At 51.0% G+C, this 17,841-nt stretch carries 5 protein-coding genes; 2 read left to right on the top strand and 3 right to left on the bottom strand.

Annotated elements, in window-relative coordinates; all coding sequences use genetic code 11:
- Positions 1-65: 65 nt before the first annotated feature.
- Positions 66-10,952, bottom strand: a complete 10,887-nt coding sequence (locus RID21_RS18570) for a beta strand repeat-containing protein (protein WP_350191393.1) — start codon at positions 10,950-10,952, stop codon at positions 66-68.
- A gap of 1,098 nt (positions 10,953-12,050) precedes the next feature.
- Here RID21_RS18570 and RID21_RS18565 point away from each other — a divergent pair.
- Both RID21_RS18565 and RID21_RS18560 read left to right on the top strand, forming a co-directional pair.
- Positions 12,051-13,457: a cation:proton antiporter gene (locus tag RID21_RS18565; protein ID WP_350191391.1), complete on the top strand. Its 1,407-nt coding sequence runs from the start codon at positions 12,051-12,053 to the stop codon at positions 13,455-13,457.
- A 749-nt stretch (positions 13,458-14,206) separates the two neighbouring features.
- Complete coding sequence (locus tag RID21_RS18560) at positions 14,207-14,881, top strand: transposase (RefSeq protein ID WP_350191389.1); 675 nt, start codon at positions 14,207-14,209, stop codon at positions 14,879-14,881.
- A 106-nt stretch (positions 14,882-14,987) separates the two neighbouring features.
- Here RID21_RS18560 and RID21_RS18555 read toward each other — a convergent pair whose 3' ends face one another.
- Together RID21_RS18555 and RID21_RS18550 are read right to left on the bottom strand one after the other, a co-directional pair.
- Positions 14,988-15,707 (bottom strand): class I SAM-dependent methyltransferase, encoded by a 720-nt coding sequence (locus RID21_RS18555; RefSeq protein ID WP_350191387.1) that lies wholly within the window; start codon positions 15,705-15,707, stop codon positions 14,988-14,990.
- 1,004 nt (positions 15,708-16,711) lie between these two features.
- Positions 16,712-17,731, bottom strand: a complete 1,020-nt coding sequence (locus tag RID21_RS18550) for an MBL fold metallo-hydrolase (RefSeq protein WP_350191385.1) — start codon at positions 17,729-17,731, stop codon at positions 16,712-16,714.
- Positions 17,732-17,841: the final 110 nt, after the last annotated feature.

Below are 17,841 nucleotides of genomic sequence, written 5' to 3'. Positions count from 1 at the left end.
AAACGTCTTCCCCGGCACTCAATCAGATTCTATCCTGGTCCCACTGCGTTTGTCATGGGTGACAGTTAAAACGAAAGCAGCTCGGTATCGTCTTCCAGGGACGCAAAAAAGTCATCGGTCTCCTCTGACCAGTCCGCTAATTTTCGTTCACCAGGATCCAGCACTGCTTCCATCAATCCGTCGTCTGTATGTTCGTAACCCAGCAGGTGCCCCAGTTCGTGTCGAATCACCGTCCAGAGATCAATCAAACCAGCTGCCTCACTGTCAGGCAAAGCGATGAGTGACAGCTGGCTGTTATATTGAAACTCGCTGTGATCCCGGGGCGTCTGATCAACAAACCAGCCATGGCCGGCCGCATTGACATCCAGATAGATCGTGTCCCCTTCTACCCTGCCCAGTGTGTTCCCCGACAGATCAACAACCTCGACCTGGACTTGTGACAGTTTCTGCTGTCCCTCGTCACTCAGTTTAGGTCGCACATCATCCGCAGCACTCTGCAGAGCGGTCTGTGCCTGATCTTGAGTCAGTTCCGTTGCCGTTGAGGGAGCATCCACAACCGATGAAACCTGCAGTTGCTGATCCCAATCCTGGGGATAATTATTGGGATAAATCACTTCCTGCTGCTGCAATTTCGATTTATTGTAATTCGTCGCCAGTAAGACCAGGTCCCGGAAAGCGACGCGACCACTCTGGTTGAAGTCGCTGAACCAGGCAAGCTGTGAACTCGACTCCGCAGTAATGCTGTTATAAACACTCGCAAACAGCAACAGATCCCGGAAGCTGATCTGGCCATCATCATTCAGGTCGTACGGGTTGGCCCAGATCGCAGCGGCGGAATGATCCACGTTCGCGTTCTGGCCCACCCTTTCACTTCCCAGTCCGATTTGCGAAGTCTGAATTTGGAGACCGAGATCATATGGACCGATTCGTTGCCCCTCCAGATCCAGCAGAACGTTATCCTCGGCCAGTGATTCAAATTGGATTCGTGCGAACAGCAGCTGCGTATTGATTCCCAGGTCCGTTAAATCGGTTGTCGCTGACAGGCCTTCAACCAGACCATTTTCGTCGTTAATGAACCCAGACTGATTCTGGTTAAATGCTGCCCCGAATTCGATGCCAGTCGCTGAAGTCAGATCCGTCAGATACGCCAGATCCAGCGAAACCGATGCGATCCCCTGGGAGCTCAGGTCTTCGGTGCTCACCCAGAGTTCGAGCCAGTAACTGTCCCACTCACCCAGCCAGTCCACCTCAGCTGACAACGATTCCGTTTCTCCATTCCCGTCAGTTGCAGTTGGATTGTCCATGACCCGCAAGGAGACTGTTTCCAGCACTCTCACTGTAACAACAAACGTTCGAGTCAATGTGGCATTGTCAGCTGTTGTCCCCAGATCGCCATCCAGGCCACCATCTTCCACGATGACCGTAATGGTGGCGGTCCCCGTCTGATCGGCGACAGGAGTGAAGCTCAGACTGCCGGTAGCATCAGCCGACGTATAGTTCACCACCGGATCTGCAATTAAACCCGGATTATTGCTTTCTGCCGTAACACGCAAGGGCTGCACTTCGCCACCACCGGCGGTAATACCACTCAAGAGAACCGTCTGCTCAGGTGCATTTGCACTCACCAAAAGATCACCGGGTTGATCCAGTTCGGGGTCATCATTCTGCGGGTTGACCGTGATATCGAATGTCAACTCGATAGACCGGTTATCTCCCGTTGTCTCCAGCAGATGATCCACGCCTCCATCTGTGATAATGAGGGTGATCGTGGCTGTTCCGGTCTGCTCGGGCTCCGGTGTGAAAACCAGGCTGTCTGTGGTATCACCGGCGACATAGTTTATCTGGGAATTTGCAATCAGGGATGGCTGACTACTCGTGGCCGTCACGCTTAACGGTTGAGATGTCCCTCCCGCAGTCGTAATCAGAGAGAGAGGAATCGTCTGTTCGCCCGCATCTTCATTGAGAATAAGATCAGGGAGTTCTGAAAGCTGAACAAACAGGTCCCCGAAGTTTTCGATCATGAGCGGACCCTGGTATGAATCCGCAGTGATGTGATTCGCTTCGATATCGATGTCCGCATCGCCTGCTCCACCGATTCCAGTTGCCGCCTGCAAAAACAGGCTGTTACTTTGAACCAGGCTGCTTTCACTTAAAGTACCGTCCAGAATCGCACCGCCTGTGGAAGTCAGCCAGACATCCCCCGCTGTAATGATCTTTCCCAGTTGAATAGAGAGACCTGCAGTGAGCTGAACGGTATTTGCCGTAGCATCGATGACACCGGTTTCTGCAAAACGGATCAGAGAATCAGCCTGGATCGCAACCATGCCGCTGGTCGTCAGGGTGCCATCAATGTCAATCTCATTGGCATTCAGTTCTACATTTCCGGATCCAGAATCAATCGTATTCAGTGTCACCGTATCATCGTTACCGGCGTTGATTGTCAGATTAGCCGTGAAAGTCGAATCGACCGGGTTGACAATGATGGTATCCGATCCTGTACCGCCGAAGACTTCGGTATTGATCGTCAGCGTGCCTGTCGGATGAGTGAAAACCACCGATTCCCCGAGTGTTGAATCGATCATTGACTCACCATCGCCCGCATCGCCTTCATCAGACAAGGTGATCGTCTCTGCATCGCCAGTAAAACTGAAGCTGCGATCAGTCGCGGCAATCGTATCCAGCACCGGTTCCAACCCCGTGTAGGTTATCGCTGCTGTCGTCTGGCCGTTATAGAAAATGCTGCCATCATTTTCGTTGATAAATCGATGTTCGACTGAAGACGCTGTTCCACCGTAAATCTCCAGCGTGTCTTCCGTCGTCTGCCCCCCTCCTTCGAACAGGACTCCCCCCAGAGGCGCAAACAGACCTTCCGACGGATGATTGATAACCAGCCGGTCATCTCCTTCCAGTCCCCTGAATGTCAGGTCTGACAGATCTGTAAACGCAACGACCGGCCCCTCGTTGAATTGAAATGTGCCGGAGTTGAAATCAGTCGCATTGATCGTTAAGACATCATCACCGGCTGTTCCTTCCAGCGTCAGGCTGCCGGCCAGGAAATGAGTATGCACATTATTATACCCGATATCTTGATACGAACCACTGAAAGAGATCTGGCCCTGATCCGGCCCACTAATATTGTGCGTAGCAACTTCGCCTTGGGGTATATAGTAAATCAGCTCATCATCCAGCGTCTCCGTCTGGGACCAAAGATAACCCTGAATGATAATTCTAGAATCCAAACTGGGGACAATCTGGTAGGAATCCGCTTGGGAGCTACCCCAAACCAGAGTGCGATAAGAGGGATCCTGTGTAATCAATTTCCCGGCCAGATCCAGTACACCTCCGACCCCATCGGCACTGTCATAATTAATATGAATATGGATATGATTAGCGGTCGTTTGAAGCAGGGCCTGTTCCTGAACTGTCACATCATCGTCGGCATACAGGGCAACATAGTTTGTCTCCGATTGCAGCGTCACCCCTGAGTGAACCAGGATATCTTCATCCAGGCTGGCCACTGCCGAGTCCTGCGTCCAAAGCAACAGATTTGTATATGAGGACACATTCTCCTGTACCTCGATGCCCCCAAAAGACCGGACGATGACCCGGCCATAAGTCGATTCAATCCCCTCCAGTTCACTGACACCACCGATGATCAGGTCGCCGGTATTAGTGATGTCGATATCCCCAGATGCCACCGCTTCCAGATTTCCGACCTCGGTCTCCAGGGTATAACCGATGTGACCATTGACCGCAGACAGAATTGCCCGCGAAGCCGCAATGTTGTTCGCGCTGTCATTGTTGTCAGTGATATCACCGGTTATCGAAGTAATCTCAACGAGTCCCGTACTGATTACTTCCCCGAGGTTAATCGAATTCTCAGACTGCAGTCTGAGATTCCCATCCCCCGTATTGAGAGAGCTGTTCGTATTGGGAAAATCGATCGTGGTTGCCATAACATCAAGATCGCCGTTACCGGTTACGGTTCCTGCGACCTGCACGGTTTCCGCAGTGATGGAGACAGCGCCACTACCCAGGTTTAGTCCATCTCCGAGAGTGATGCTGGTATTGTCATCCCGATCATTAATAATCAAGTCGGCACTGAACCCCGCTCCCAGGGAATTTAGATTGATCTGATAAACATTCAGCGGATTATTACCAAACTGCAGAGCCAGTGTCTCGATGGGCGAGATCAGTTTCAACGGGGTGCCAAATCGAGTATCAAAGGCAGTCACACCTGCTCCGGCGTCACTGATTATGAGCGGCCGTGTGCCTGGAAAGCTGTAATAAATCTGCTGATTTGTAACCGAGAGTTCAGAAGACAGTTCTTCCAGATTGAAGTGATTGATCGCTGGTGTAGCCCCCTCTCCATAAAAAATCCGGCCCCGGTTCTCAGCAATGAACTCAAACTCGCTGTCTTCGATCCCCCCTCCGATGATTTCCAGGCTATCGCCCAGCGTCTCGCCCCCCGTGCCCCCACCATAGTTGATGCCTCCAGTCGGATGAAACACGCTATCGACCGGATTATTAATCACCAGCCGGTCATCGCCTGCCAGACCAAAGAATGTAAAGCTCTCAATGTTTGAAAATGTGTTGACGGGGCCATCATTCAATTGCCAGGTACCGGAATTCGAATCGGTCGCATTGACCGTCAAGATATCATTGCCAGAGGTTCCAGCGACTGAGACCCAGGCAGGATCTGGTTCAGGAGGAGTGCCTGCATTTTCAATATTTTCTACATCAACATGCAGTATCTCCTGATAACCATCTGAAAAACTCACTGTGCCCACGGTGGTACTGGAACTGGACAACGTCGCTGTGACACCTTCCGGGGTATAATAATACAATGTATCCCCGGGAGAGGTTGGGGCGTTGGCATAAACCTGAATCCGATTCCTCTGACTGGGACTGATGTAATAGGAATCCGCCTGATCGCCACCGTAAATACGCGCATGTGCTCCCCCCCAAACGACCAGTTCTCCCAGTAAATCGAGCCTGCCGCCACTCACATCATCACTGGATGAATCAAGGAAGAGACCAATGTAGAAAGAAGTCAGCAATGCATTCTGTTCGATCAACAGATCATCACTGGAAACGAGACTTATTGACGAACCGCCCTGCAGGAACACCCCTGAATCTACAATAAGATTACTGTTGGCCGATGGATTAGTGTCATCTAGTGTCCTTAAATAAAGGCTCCCAAATGAAATCACATCTTCGCAGACCTTCAGGCTGCCGTGATTATAGATATTTACGCCCCCTGCCAGTGTTTCAATTCCCACCAGATCACTACCGCCACCAATGATCAGGTCCCCGGTATTGTTGATTACTACTTCACCATATGCAATTGCTTCCAAGTGACTCAGCTCAGTAACCAAATTAATGGAAGAACCAATCCCTCCTTCTTCTGCAGACATCACAGCAGAGAAGGCTTTGATCAGGAACGCTCCCGCGTTGACTCTGCGAATATCCCCGTTCAACGAAGTCAGTACCACAGCTCCTGTCGTTGTCAAATTGCCAACAATCAGATCTTCACTGGAAATCAGTTCGATATTCCCGGAACCGGCATCAATCCCACTGTTCGCATCTGCAAATGTAATCGTGTTTGCTTCGATCTGAAGATCACTAGCCCGCGTGACTTCACCGGTCACCTGCGCGGAACCTGCGCGGATCGTGAGATCCGCACTACCCAGGTTCAGACCATCGTTCAAGATCACGGTTTCCTGTTGATTACCACCGATCAGCAGCGTCCCCGACACTCCCGATCCCAGCGAATTGAGCTGTATCGTCGCTGATGCTGAAATTCCCTCTACCGCCAGGAGACCAGAATAACTCGTAAAGAGCACTCCCGTATTACCGGTGACTCGCGTTTGCACACCATCATCCGAGGAAACAGTGAGACTGTCACCCACCACTGTGGTCGCCACTGCATCGGTATCCGCGATGACAGTTCCGACGCCCTGATAACGCACAGTAGGGGCAACAGAGCCGTTTAAATAGATCGCATTCTGTCCCTCGTCCAGCCGATGTTGTACGGATTGAACGGTCCCTCCTGTGAGTTCCAGTTCGTCCCCTGCCTGACCGCCGGCATCAAACAGGATTCCACCAGCCGGATTGAAAATCGCGCCGTCGGGATGATTGATCACCAGCCGGTCGTCACCTGTCAGACCATAAAAGGCGAGTTCGTCAATCGCAGAAAATGCCACTACTGGTCCGGCATTGAGCTGCCAGGTTCCGGAATTCGAATCAGTCGCATTGATCGTGAGCACATCATTGGCGGCGGTCCCCTCGATCCTTAGCTGACCAGCCAGTTGTGAAAGATCTCCCTGCTGCAGTGTTTCAACGTTATTATAAAAGATGTTTTGATAACCGCCCGTAAATGAAATAGTACCATTTGCATCACTTGACGGAACCGGTGTCGCCGTCTCCCCGTCGGGCAGTAAGTAATTCAGCGTATCCCCAATCAGGTCTGGAGAAGCGGGTGTATCAGCATTCACAATCATTTGGGAATTCAGGCAGGGGGCGATCCAGAAGGTATCCGCCTGCGTGCTACCGTAAACGAAAGCCCGATAAGTGGGGCTCTGAGTTACCAGATCTCCAGCCAGATTGAGCACACCTCCGACACCATCGGCACTATCATAATTAACCCGCAGATAGATGTTGGAAGAGAGCGTCTCCAGCGTCACCTGCTCCTCGACTGTCAGGTCATCGTCGGCATAGAGGGCAACATAGTTTGTCTCGGAATACAACCTCACCCCTGAGTGGACCAGGATATCTTCATCCAGGCTGGCCACTGCCGAGTCCTGCGTCCAAAGCAACAGATTTGTATAAGAGGAGACATTCTCCTGTACTTCTATGCTCCCGAATGAAAAGATCCTGACCGCACCATAAGCCGATTCGATCCCCTCCAACCCACTGATGCCCCCAATGATCAGATCCCCGGTATTGGTGATATCAATACCACCAGATGCCACCGCTTCCAGATTTCGGACTTCTGTCTCCAGGGTAGAACCGATGAGGCCATTGACCGCAGACAGAATCGCCCGCGATGCCGTAATATTGTTCAAGCCGTCATTGTTGTCATTGATGTCGCCATTTAAGGACGTGATCTCGACCGTCCCCGTGCTGATCACTTCCCCGAGATTAATCGTATTCTCAGCCAGCAGACTGAGATCACCATCCCCCGTATTGAGCGAACTGTTTGTATTAGCGAATTCAATAGTAGTCGCAGCGATCTCGACATCACCTGCCCCCGTCACCGCCCCTGCAATCTGAACCGTTTCGGCAGCGATGGTAGTCTTCCCGCTCCCCAGATTCAGAGTATCCCCCAGAATCACCGTCTCAGTCCCCGCGCTGTCGAGGATCTCAAAATCTGCAGTGAGACTGGCTCCCAGATCATTCAGGATCAGCGTATTGATTCCGGCCCCTGCATCCAGCGTCAGTTTGCCGCTGAAGTTCTGGAAAGTAATAATTTCACCGGCGGTTGAATCCACACTGAGTTGGCCACTCGCGGGACTGCTGACAGTGATCGTTTCGTCGGCATCGCTGTAGGCCAGTGTTACCTGCGCCGCATCGATGGAAGACGTAATAGGCTCCAGCCCGGTATAGCTGATCAAATCCAGCCCCGAACCATTCAGTTGAATTTTGCCATCGTGTTCATTTTCAAAAAGATATTCGGCAGAACTCGCAGTCCCGGTTAACTCCAGACTGTCAAAACCGCCCCCTTCTCCACCGGTGAAGATCACCCTCAATCCCGCAGACTCCAGGGAAGCATCAACGCTCACGAATTCACTGCCGGTGCCGCCGTTGATATAGATCTCACCTGAAATCAGTGCGGACAGTGGAATCGTGAATTGAGTCAAATTGACCTGATTTCCCTCTACAGGCGGAACCAGGCGATTGTCCGGATGAGTCACGACCAGCGCACCTTCACTCACGGACAGGCTGACCGAGGCATTTTCATTGGTCAGGTTATTGATGACCAGACTACCGTCTGTGATATCCGCCTTGAGATCGATGACAGGCTGATATTCATAGGCGTAGGCAGCCCCCGTCTGAACTCCATCGTGGGCATGATTACGCCAGCCAGCGATAATTGTTCCGCCACTGATGGCAATACTTTCGGTGAATAAGGATTCATTCAGATTCGGATCCAGGGCATACAGTTGTTCTAAATCAGGAGATCCCCAACCATTCCAGCCATCGAATAGATAGATGGATCCCGGATCAGCCGGATTATTATAGTCCGGGCTACCGACGAGAATCACATCCCCACTGATCGCAACTCCCCAGCCAAATCGAACCGGCTTTGCCTCACCAATGCCTGCCAGGGAAGTGAGAACATCCCAGTTCTCTGACTCCTGAATCACATAAGCATCACCGTCAGAGCCAATCACAGCGATTCCGTTCTCAATGTCCACAGAAGAACCGAACCGTGAGTCTGTTTCGACAGCGGTCAACATTTTGAACTCTGACCAGTTATCATCTCCCGGACTCGCTGTTCCGCTGGTGTCTCTGCTGAACAGGTAAACGGCACCATCCTGGTAACCAGAAGGATCCCCAAAGTTATGATAGGGATCCCCCGCGATGATCGTGTTTTCATCTTCACTGATCGCAACGGCTTCTCCAAAATAAGCATATTCAGTCGCATCCGAGGCCGTAAGTTTGCTGGTGGAATAAGTGTTCCAGCCATCATCCGTCATAAAGACATAAACGGCCCCTGCTCTTTTCGCTGTTTCATCCACATCGGCATTCGGGGCCCCAACCACAATTGTCTGCCCCTGAATCGCCAGACTGTGACCAAAGTTTGAGACAGACGGACCGAAGCCCCTGGGAAAGGGGGCCCCGAAGAGCCCGTCTGCTGGTTGCGTGAACGTTCGCTGATGCACCCAGACATCATCCTCGTGCCCCGGGTCCGCCCCCTCATTTAACTCGTACAGATAAACAGAGCCGGCAAGGTCACCATCGTCTGCATAAGAGGCACCAATAATCAGCACATTTCCGTCAATGGCGACAGACTGGCCAAAGAAATAATACCCTGGTTCAACTCCATTCGTCGGGGCATAGATTGTCGAATGAAAATCCCATGTGTCGTCTGTCAGATCATCCGGGGTTTGATTCACATCATTCCGAACATACAGATAAACGATTCCCTCGCGATCGTCATAAGATGCAGCAGCCACGACCATCCAGTCCCCATCCACGGCAACTGCATTCCCTGTTTCATCACCTGCTGCCGGATTCGCTGCCGGATCAGGCAGGAGTTCTCCCTGGCTGAAAATGGTCGGCACACCATTGACTGCATTCACCGTGACATCGAAGGTACGGCTGAACATGACATTGTCATTCGGTGTATCCAGGTCACCATCAAGACCTCCATCCTCCACCGTCACAGTGATCGTTGCTGTACCACGCTGATGAGCAATTGGAGTAAACGTCAATGTCCCCGTTCCGTCCGGTGACGTGTAGCTGACCAGCGGATCCCGAATCAGGTCCGTATTACTGCTGGACGCCATGACTCGCAAAGGCTGCGACTCTCCAAGGCCTGCAGTGATACCGCTCAGGTTCACCGTCTGTAAAGAAGCGTTTTCCGTTAGTGTCATATCGCTGATCACATCCAGCGTCGGAACCTGCGCACTGAAAGTAATGGTATACTGTCCCAGACTCCCATAATCCGAGTAACCCGTTCCCGAAACGCTTCCTTCACCTGTCCCTTCGATAGACACGTAGTACGTGCCTGCCGACAGTCCGGTAAAAGAAGCATTGAGAGCACCAACAGGATTACTGGTCTGAATCAGAGCACCGCCTGCATCATATAATCTGGCAAGAATGTCGAGGTTGGGTTCCTCGATAAATGGATCGATAAGGACATCGCCACCATTAGTAGTGAACTGGAAATAATCCACATCCGTGTTTCGTTCAACGATGCCGGAAGCCATACCGCTGGTAACAGTTGATGCAGTGCCAATGCTGCTACCATGATCATCGGCACGATAACCAAACCCGTTTTGAGTTGTGATAATACTCAAATCGTCCTGGTTGTTACTGGAATCCGTATATTCACCCTTACTCCATTGAACCAGATTCTGGTAATAGCCAACCCCCATGATCGGAGCCCAGCCCGTTGTACCGCTGCCGTGACCACGGTAATATTCCTCGGTTGATGTACCATCGTGGGTCAACCCCAGTGTGTGTCCCGCTTCGTGGGTGACTGCCAAGGCGACTTCAGACATTTCCGTGTTGAACACAAAGGCTGGTGTGTCCGTGTTCCAGTTGAACGACTCACGAAATGCTACGCCACCAGCGTCGTCGTAGAAGGTGTTCTCACCAATGACGACACGCACTCCCCATCTGGTATCTGAGGTGTTACTCTTAATCAGATCGCTGGTTGGCGGCTCTACAGTTGTCACATTCACATGAAATGGAGCAAAATCCTCAGCAACCCGTTGCCAAACGCGTTGCATCGCTTCATGCTCAGCAGTACTGAATACAGCGACGTTGCCATCAGTATCATAAGCAGGCGTGACGATGCTACTACCGGATGCGTAGTATTCATTCCAGTACGTACCAGTTGTCGTATGGCCGTTGAAATCGAGATAAATCGTATGGTTGGCCCCGGACAGTGAACTCAGGTTAAACGTGTCGCTGACAGAAAAAGGAGGAGCTTCACCTGCAATGAGAGTTGCTTCGGATTCGGAATAGTTGATGGGGATCCAGTGTGCCTCAGCACCGTACTGATTGACCGGATGATCCTCTTCAGCCACCGTGCCGTCTGGTGTCGTCCCTGTGATCGTCGTCAGCATGGTCCGATCTTCCAGAACTTCGACCGTGGAGATCTGATTGTTCAAGACCGTCAGCCAGTAACGACGCAGAGCCCTGCGATCGCGGGAACGAACTACAGTCCGTCTCCGCAAACGGGATGTGAGTGTTTTTAGCCAGTTAGTAAGCAGCATCCTGCTAACTCCTCAGAAGTAAGTGATTCAGCCCGGTTTGTTGCAGAGGGAAAACTACCGAAAGAACAGATGCAACGAGACACAATCCAAGAGAATGATTCCTGTAAAGAACTGCATCACGCACAGCAATGAGACCGACACAGAGAAATGCGTTGACGCAAAATAGCGGACAGGTCGTCAGTTCGAGCAGGTAGTAGCATGCAATCTGATCCTTACATCTTTCACAGTCTCGTTCTGTTATAGAAACTGCAGGCGGGTAAATACTTATGTGATGGCTGCAGGAACAGATCTCTGCTCTTGAGAAATGAGACCATCATATAAGCATTAAACGGATTGATCACCAGCTGATAGGCAGGCCCGCTGGCACATAACCATATATTTATATCTGAATATCATGCTCGTTTTCCAGTTTTAACAGGTATTTAAACCCATTTTACTCAAACTGGAACCTGTATACAGTAATCATGGATCTTACTTGCAGGTAGATCTGCAACCCCTTCCCGATATCCAGCGCAGTTCTGTCTCCAGAACGGAACAAATTGCACTTGATCGTCACTTTCCGAATCGTATTCTTGTGTAATTCTGCTTCGCGCGCGAGGCGGATGATGCGTGCACCGGAACCTGTCCCACTTGTGACTCAGAAGCACCTGAATCGACGTCGTTTTTTCCCGCTTTTCACCGGAACAGAATGAACCGGTTCCCGCTGTCTCCTACAATCTCAAATCATTTCGCAGCACATTCAGAGCAATTCACACCAGACTCCCCCCCACTTCACTGCACACTCGGAGCCAGTCAACACCCCCATTCCTCTTGACGCCCCCACGCCGATTCACAAAATACCAGATCGTCAGCACCCATGGATGCCCCAAAAAGTAAAGGACAGACTCTGCTTCAGAACCGGCACCGCAGTCAGGAAACCAGGCACGTATTTTACCAGAGCGCAACGCAGCCCCGGAGATGAACATCGTTAACCAGGACCAGAACCGCTTTCCTGGCCGGTAACAGGTCAGCCTGGCCAACCGAAGCCCGTTGTTTTTTCTCTACCGCGAAACCACCAGACTCCTTTTCTTCCCGGCGCAGGTCCCTATAATATCGCCCATGAACTTTTTCGATATCGCCGGCATCCTCGTGGCCCTCGCAGCGGCCTTCGCATTCATTAACCACAAACTGCTCAAGCTGCCCACAACGGTCGGCCTGATGCTGTTAGCGATGCTGCACGCAATCGCCCTGCTGCTGATCGATCGGATCGTGCCCGGGGCGACGGTGCTCACCGCGGCCGAAACGCTCATCGGCTCCATCGACTTCGACCAGACGCTGATGCAGGGCATGCTCGGCTACCTGCTCTTTGCCGGGGCGCTGCATGTCAACCTCAACGACCTTAAGGAACAAACTGCAGTCATCGCCCTGCTCGCGACCATCGGCGTTCTCGCTACGACATTCATCGTCGGCGGACTCACTTATCTCATCACCGGCTGGCTCGGCATCGAGGTCCGCTTCATCTACTGTCTGATCTTCGGTTCCATCGTCGCCCCCACCGACCCAATCGCAGTCCTGGGAATCTTCAAGAGCCTCGGCGCCCCCAAGTCGCTGGAGACCAAAATCGCGGGTGAGTCGCTGTTCAACGACGGCGTCGGCGTGGTGGTCTTTATCGCACTCCTGGGCATTGCCGGTTTGGGCGGGCATGGCGAGTCACACACAGACGAAAATCCGCAAGTGGAGTCGAACCAGGTCGTTCAGCAGAGCGAACAGGAACCTCCGCACGAGGCTCAAGCAGACACAGAGGTCGCAGAGACAAATGCCAGCGACGTTGCAAAACTCTTCGCCCTCGAAGCTGGCGGCGGCATTGCGTTGGGCTTTGTGCTGGGGCTGCTCGCCTTCCTGCTGTTGCGATCCATCGATCACTACGCGACGGAGATTTTGATTTCGCTGGCGGTCGTGACAGGCGGATACGCGCTGGCGATGAAGCTGCACCTCTCGGGGCCATTGGCAATGGTCGTCGCAGGGCTGATCCTGGGGAACCACGGCCGCACACTGGCGATGTCCGACAAAACCCGCGATCACCTGGACACGTTCTGGGAACTGGTCGACGAGCTGCTGAACGCGGTGCTGTTTGTGCTGATCGGCCTGGAGGTCCTGGTGCTGTCGTTCCACGAGAAATATCTGCTGGCTGGTGCACTGGCCATCCCCGCGGCACTTCTGGCGCGGTTCCTCTCCGTGGGCACGGTGATCACCCTTGTGAAGAAGCTGACCGGCCGACAGTTCACATCGCATGCGATCAAAGTCATGACCTGGGGCGGTCTCCGCGGCGGAATCAGTGTGGCCCTCGCCCTCTCACTCAAGGAAGAGATCCACGCCCAGCAATCACAGTACGATACCGTCGGCGAACTCATCCTGACCATGACCTACGTCGTCGTCGCCTTCTCCATCCTCGTCGGCGGCCTGACCATCGGCCCGATGCTCAACCGCCTGGGCCTCGCAGGACAAAGCAAACCAGACGCCCATTAACTATTGAAAAAAATCAGAGTGCCCTGCCCCCTTTATTCTTCCCATGAATATCTGAACGACTGCTAAAACTTCATCTTCGGGTTAATAAGCCGATTTAATTTTTTTCGTTTAGCTTCATGATTCATTTGGCTTACTCTATTGATAGAGAACTCCGTCTAAAGATCTTCCTAAAATGTACAGAAAGTAAATGATAATAAAAAAAATATATATAACATAATTAGAGATTACTTGGAGTAAGAAAAATACTACAGCAAGAAATGCGTTGATAACTTTATTCTTCGTTAATTTTATGTAAAAAGAAGAGACTAGTAGTAGCAGAGTAGAAGAAAATGCTAGAGCCAAAAAAAGAGGTCCTAAGATTTTATCTGGGTATATATATAGTTCTCCAGGTGCTACTTCCAAATCCATTCCAATTACTCTAATTAATAAATAATCAAGGACAGTAATTATCAAGAAACTAGACCAGAAGATGATATAAGCAAGCAAGGTATTATTTTTACAAAGAAATTTGTTCATTCAGGTACCTCGAAATTAATCATGTAAATAGAAGAGTCGCTGTTACTCTGCGATAGCCCAAGACTGGCGGACTCCCGAAGAGTGAATTATGCGGCCAGTTGTTGAGCGTATATTCTCTCGAACTGGTCGGGACATTGATAGTTTAATGTTTGATGTAAACGTTTTGAGGAAGTAAAAGGTGTCAGGAACCTTAATTTGACAGTTTAGGTAATTTCCGCTAGAATTCTCTCATTATGGGACGACCAAAACGCGCTGCCCAGGCAGGATATATTTATCATGTGCTGAACCGAGCGAATGCCCGGATGACGATCTTTGAGACGGACGAAGACTACGCCGCGTTTGAACGGATCTTGTCGGAAGCGGTCGAGCGGTTTGAGATACGGCTGCTCAGTTATTGTGTGATGCCCAACCATTGGCATCTGGTCGTCCATCCCAGTGAAGATGGTCAGCTCTCCCGCTTCACAGGCTGGCTAACCCTGACCCACACTCAACGCTGGCACGCCCATCGCAAGAGCACCGGCTCCGGCCACGTTTACCAGGGACGGTTCAAATCATTCCCGATCCAGGAGGACGAGCACTTCTATACGGTGTGCCGTTATGTCGAACGGAATGCCTTAACGGCGAAACTCGTAAAGCGGGCCGAAGACTGGCGTTGGGGCAGCCTGTATCACTGGAATCAGGGAACAACCGAACCGCAGCCTCTGTTAGCTCCCTGGCCACAGAGACGCAAACCGGGCTGGCTTGAACATGTTAACCAGTGTCTGACTGATCGCGAAGAACAGGCGCTGACACGCAGTATTCAACGCGGCACCCCGTTTGGAGATAAGGAGTGGACCGAAAATACAGTCCAACAACTCGACCTGGAAAGTACTTTAAAACCCCGAGGCAGACCTCGAAAAGTAGATTAAGGTTCCTGACACCTTTTTTCACCCCTGATCTTTTTCTGGAAAATTAAAAGGGGTCAGGACTTTTAATTACATTATATAGTCCTGACCCCTTTATTCTTCCCGCAATTTATGGTTCCTGGAACCTTTTCTGTTCATATCCTTTTTGGCTGCATCCCGAATGACGCAACACAAAGATGTGGAAAAATGGCGTGATATCGAATTCGTATTCTATTTCGAGTTCTGTATTTTTCGCCAGCGTTATCCAGGTGAACCGAGGGTAGAAATGGAATAACCCCGGGCCAAATACCGCAGCGGCTGCAACGTTGCGAAGATGTTCGGCAATAACCAGCCGCCCTCCCGGGGTGGTGATTCGTGCCAGCTCCCGAAAAAGTGCTTCGCGCTGTGACGCATCGCGGATTTCGTGCGCAACGAGAGTCACCACTGTCAATTCAGAAGAGTTGTCTGACAGCGGCAGTGCATCTGGTTTGGTGGCGAGAATCGGGGAATCGCCAGACTTCTGCTTTGCTCTGGCAATTGCCGGTTCGGTCATCAGGGATTCGTCAAACAGGTCCAGTTCGATGTATTCGGCGAGAGGAAATATTTTCGGGACTGGGAGAGTCGTTTCCTCGACGCAGATACTTAGTTGGACACATGATTGGGGCGGCAGTTCGACGCAACGAGTCAGCCAATCACCGGAAAGAAAATCAGGACGATCAAACATGATGTGAAATGCGACGAAAGACGCGATCGCATACCAGGTCGCAACCACAGCACCGAAGAGTCCCAGGTAAAGGATGAGCGGCGGCCCCAGCTGGGTCGTCCAGATGGTAAATCCAACAGCTGCCACCAGGCAGCAGGTGAGGTAAAGCGGCCAGTTGTATCGAGCGAGGGAAACAGCGCGGTCAAAACTCATTCTGGTATGCGATTCTGTAATTATGTGTCTTCGCTGGACAGGACATTCAAACTTGCTGCATCTTATTCTGCAGCTCCAATATTATTACATTGTCTACAGTGCACGAAGTATGCGAAATACTTTGTTCTCAGTAATGATTCACAGGTCGCATTTACGGTGCTATCCAAGTATTACTAATTAAAAAGAGTCGCTGCCCCTTTATGCCTTTATTAACTGAATGCAATGTGAGTTTTTATTTGAACTTGTCCTGAAATTGCAAAACCACTAAACTTTAGTATCCCATTCATAATGAATAATCTTCTGTCGAACCAGTACTTTTTTACGCAGTCACAGTTTTCTGACAGTGGACAATATTAGTAGCTTCAGGATGGATTCTAGAGGCATTAACAAATTGACTTCGCAAACCCAATCAGTCCAAATTAAGTTGCCGATTGTTTTCATTTTCGGTTTCATCACCATCATGCTCACTCCACTTTCAAAAAGTTGGAGCCAGCCGTGGAAGAACGGTCATTGTCGGGATCAGCCCATTCTGGGAAAAAAAGAGGCTTCGAATCAAACTTCGCCCGTTTCTGCGGGAAGCGCCGCACCTTCCCTGCCACGGAAAGTCAAATATGTGATATATTCTCGGGCCAAGGTTCCCAGCGAAGATGATGCCTCCATAAAGTCAATTAATGATCTTCCACCAGACAAAAGGAAAAATCAAAAGGGGTCAGGACTCTTAATTACATTAAATAGTCCTGACCCCTTTATTCCGCCCCAATGTCTCTTGAAACGAGTTAAAACTTGAAAGTACCATTCAGTCCAGCTTCCTTTTATGTCTAAGTGTTTGCAGGAATTAAAAGGGGTCAGGACTTTTTATTTATACTGCCCCCTTTATAAACCGTCCCTTTTTCTGTGTGAATCACCAAAAGATGAGCATGCTCAGGTGCCACGCCTTGTCAGCTGCCGTTGCTCTCCGCTTCGATGTTCCAGTCTTTGGGGAACTCGGTGTTGGGAAAGATCGTTCGGCATTCGGTCAACATCTCACCCCATTCACCTCTCGTATACCGGTCGGATAGATGGAATAAGACGAGTTTGCCGAAACCGGAGCGGGCGGCCAGCTGGGAGACCGCTGTGGTCGTTGTGTGAAAGTTGCGTTGTGCAAGATCGATGTCCTGATCCCGGTACTGCGCCTCGCAGACAACCGTGGTGCAATCGCCTAAAACTTCCTGCAGTTGTTCGCTCGTTGCTTCGTCCAGCAGAAAATCAGTCAGGTACGCGATCGATTCGCCAGGTGATTCAACTAACAAATCGTTTCGTAGTGCCGCGAGATCAAATGTCCGGCCCTCGATGTCAATCGTCGGAGTCGCAGTGTCACTCTTTAGGTCTTTCATCCATGAACCGGGACGCAGGCCCATTGCAGCAACACGGTTGGTCTGGATGTTCCACTTCGGGTTTTCTCGAACCACATACCCCAGGCAGGGGCCGTTATGCTTCAGGTGGATCGCAGAGACCGAATAGTCGCTCGTTTCCAGTAGCGGACTGCATTGTTCGGTCTTACCCTCTTTGTGGCATTCAGTAAACGCTTCGCGAATCTCGTAGCGGAATCGTTCAACGTGGGTCGGGTGCACGTCGTTTACAGACCATGTTCCAGATTGATTCGCGTGAAGATTCCACCAGAACCCTTGAAATCGATGGTGCAGAATGGCAGACGTACCGGCAGGTCCCCAAATCACGTTCGACTTGACATCACGATTGAAAGTACAACGGAAAAACGAATCAAAACCGCCAATGTGGTCCATGTGCAGATGCGAAAAGAACAGATGATCGATCGCCTGGATCTCGGAAAATGGCAGGCTCGATAAACATCCATCGCCACAGTCAAACAGTAATCGCGCGGTCGATTGTCCCGACTCGACGCGAACGAAAAGTGCATTATCGCGGCCTGGTTTTCCCAGCACCTGGAAGTGGAGAGTCATTTCTCTAAAGGCATCTAACTTGTGATGAACCTGCACGGACCCGTTCTGAGAGGGAATAAATCCGTGCAAAATTATTGATGATTCGTTTTGATATACTGCCGCGGCAGCTT

Origin of the sequence: Gimesia sp. (assembly GCF_040219335.1) — a bacterium.
Classification (GTDB): Bacteria; Planctomycetota; Planctomycetia; order Planctomycetales; family Planctomycetaceae; genus Gimesia.
This window is presented reverse-complemented; position numbering and strand designations above follow the sequence as displayed.

Coding starts and splice junctions, on each gene's coding strand:
- RID21_RS18560 (WP_350191389.1), top strand. CDS start 14,207: ATGGGACGACCAAAACGCGCTGCCCAGGCAGGATATATTTATCATGTG.
- RID21_RS18565 (WP_350191391.1), top strand. CDS start 12,051: ATGAACTTTTTCGATATCGCCGGCATCCTCGTGGCCCTCGCAGCGGCC.
- RID21_RS18570 (WP_350191393.1), bottom strand. CDS start 10,952: ATGCTGCTTACTAACTGGCTAAAAACACTCACATCCCGTTTGCGGAGA.
- RID21_RS18550 (WP_350191385.1), bottom strand. CDS start 17,731: ATGACTCTCCACTTCCAGGTGCTGGGAAAACCAGGCCGCGATAATGCA.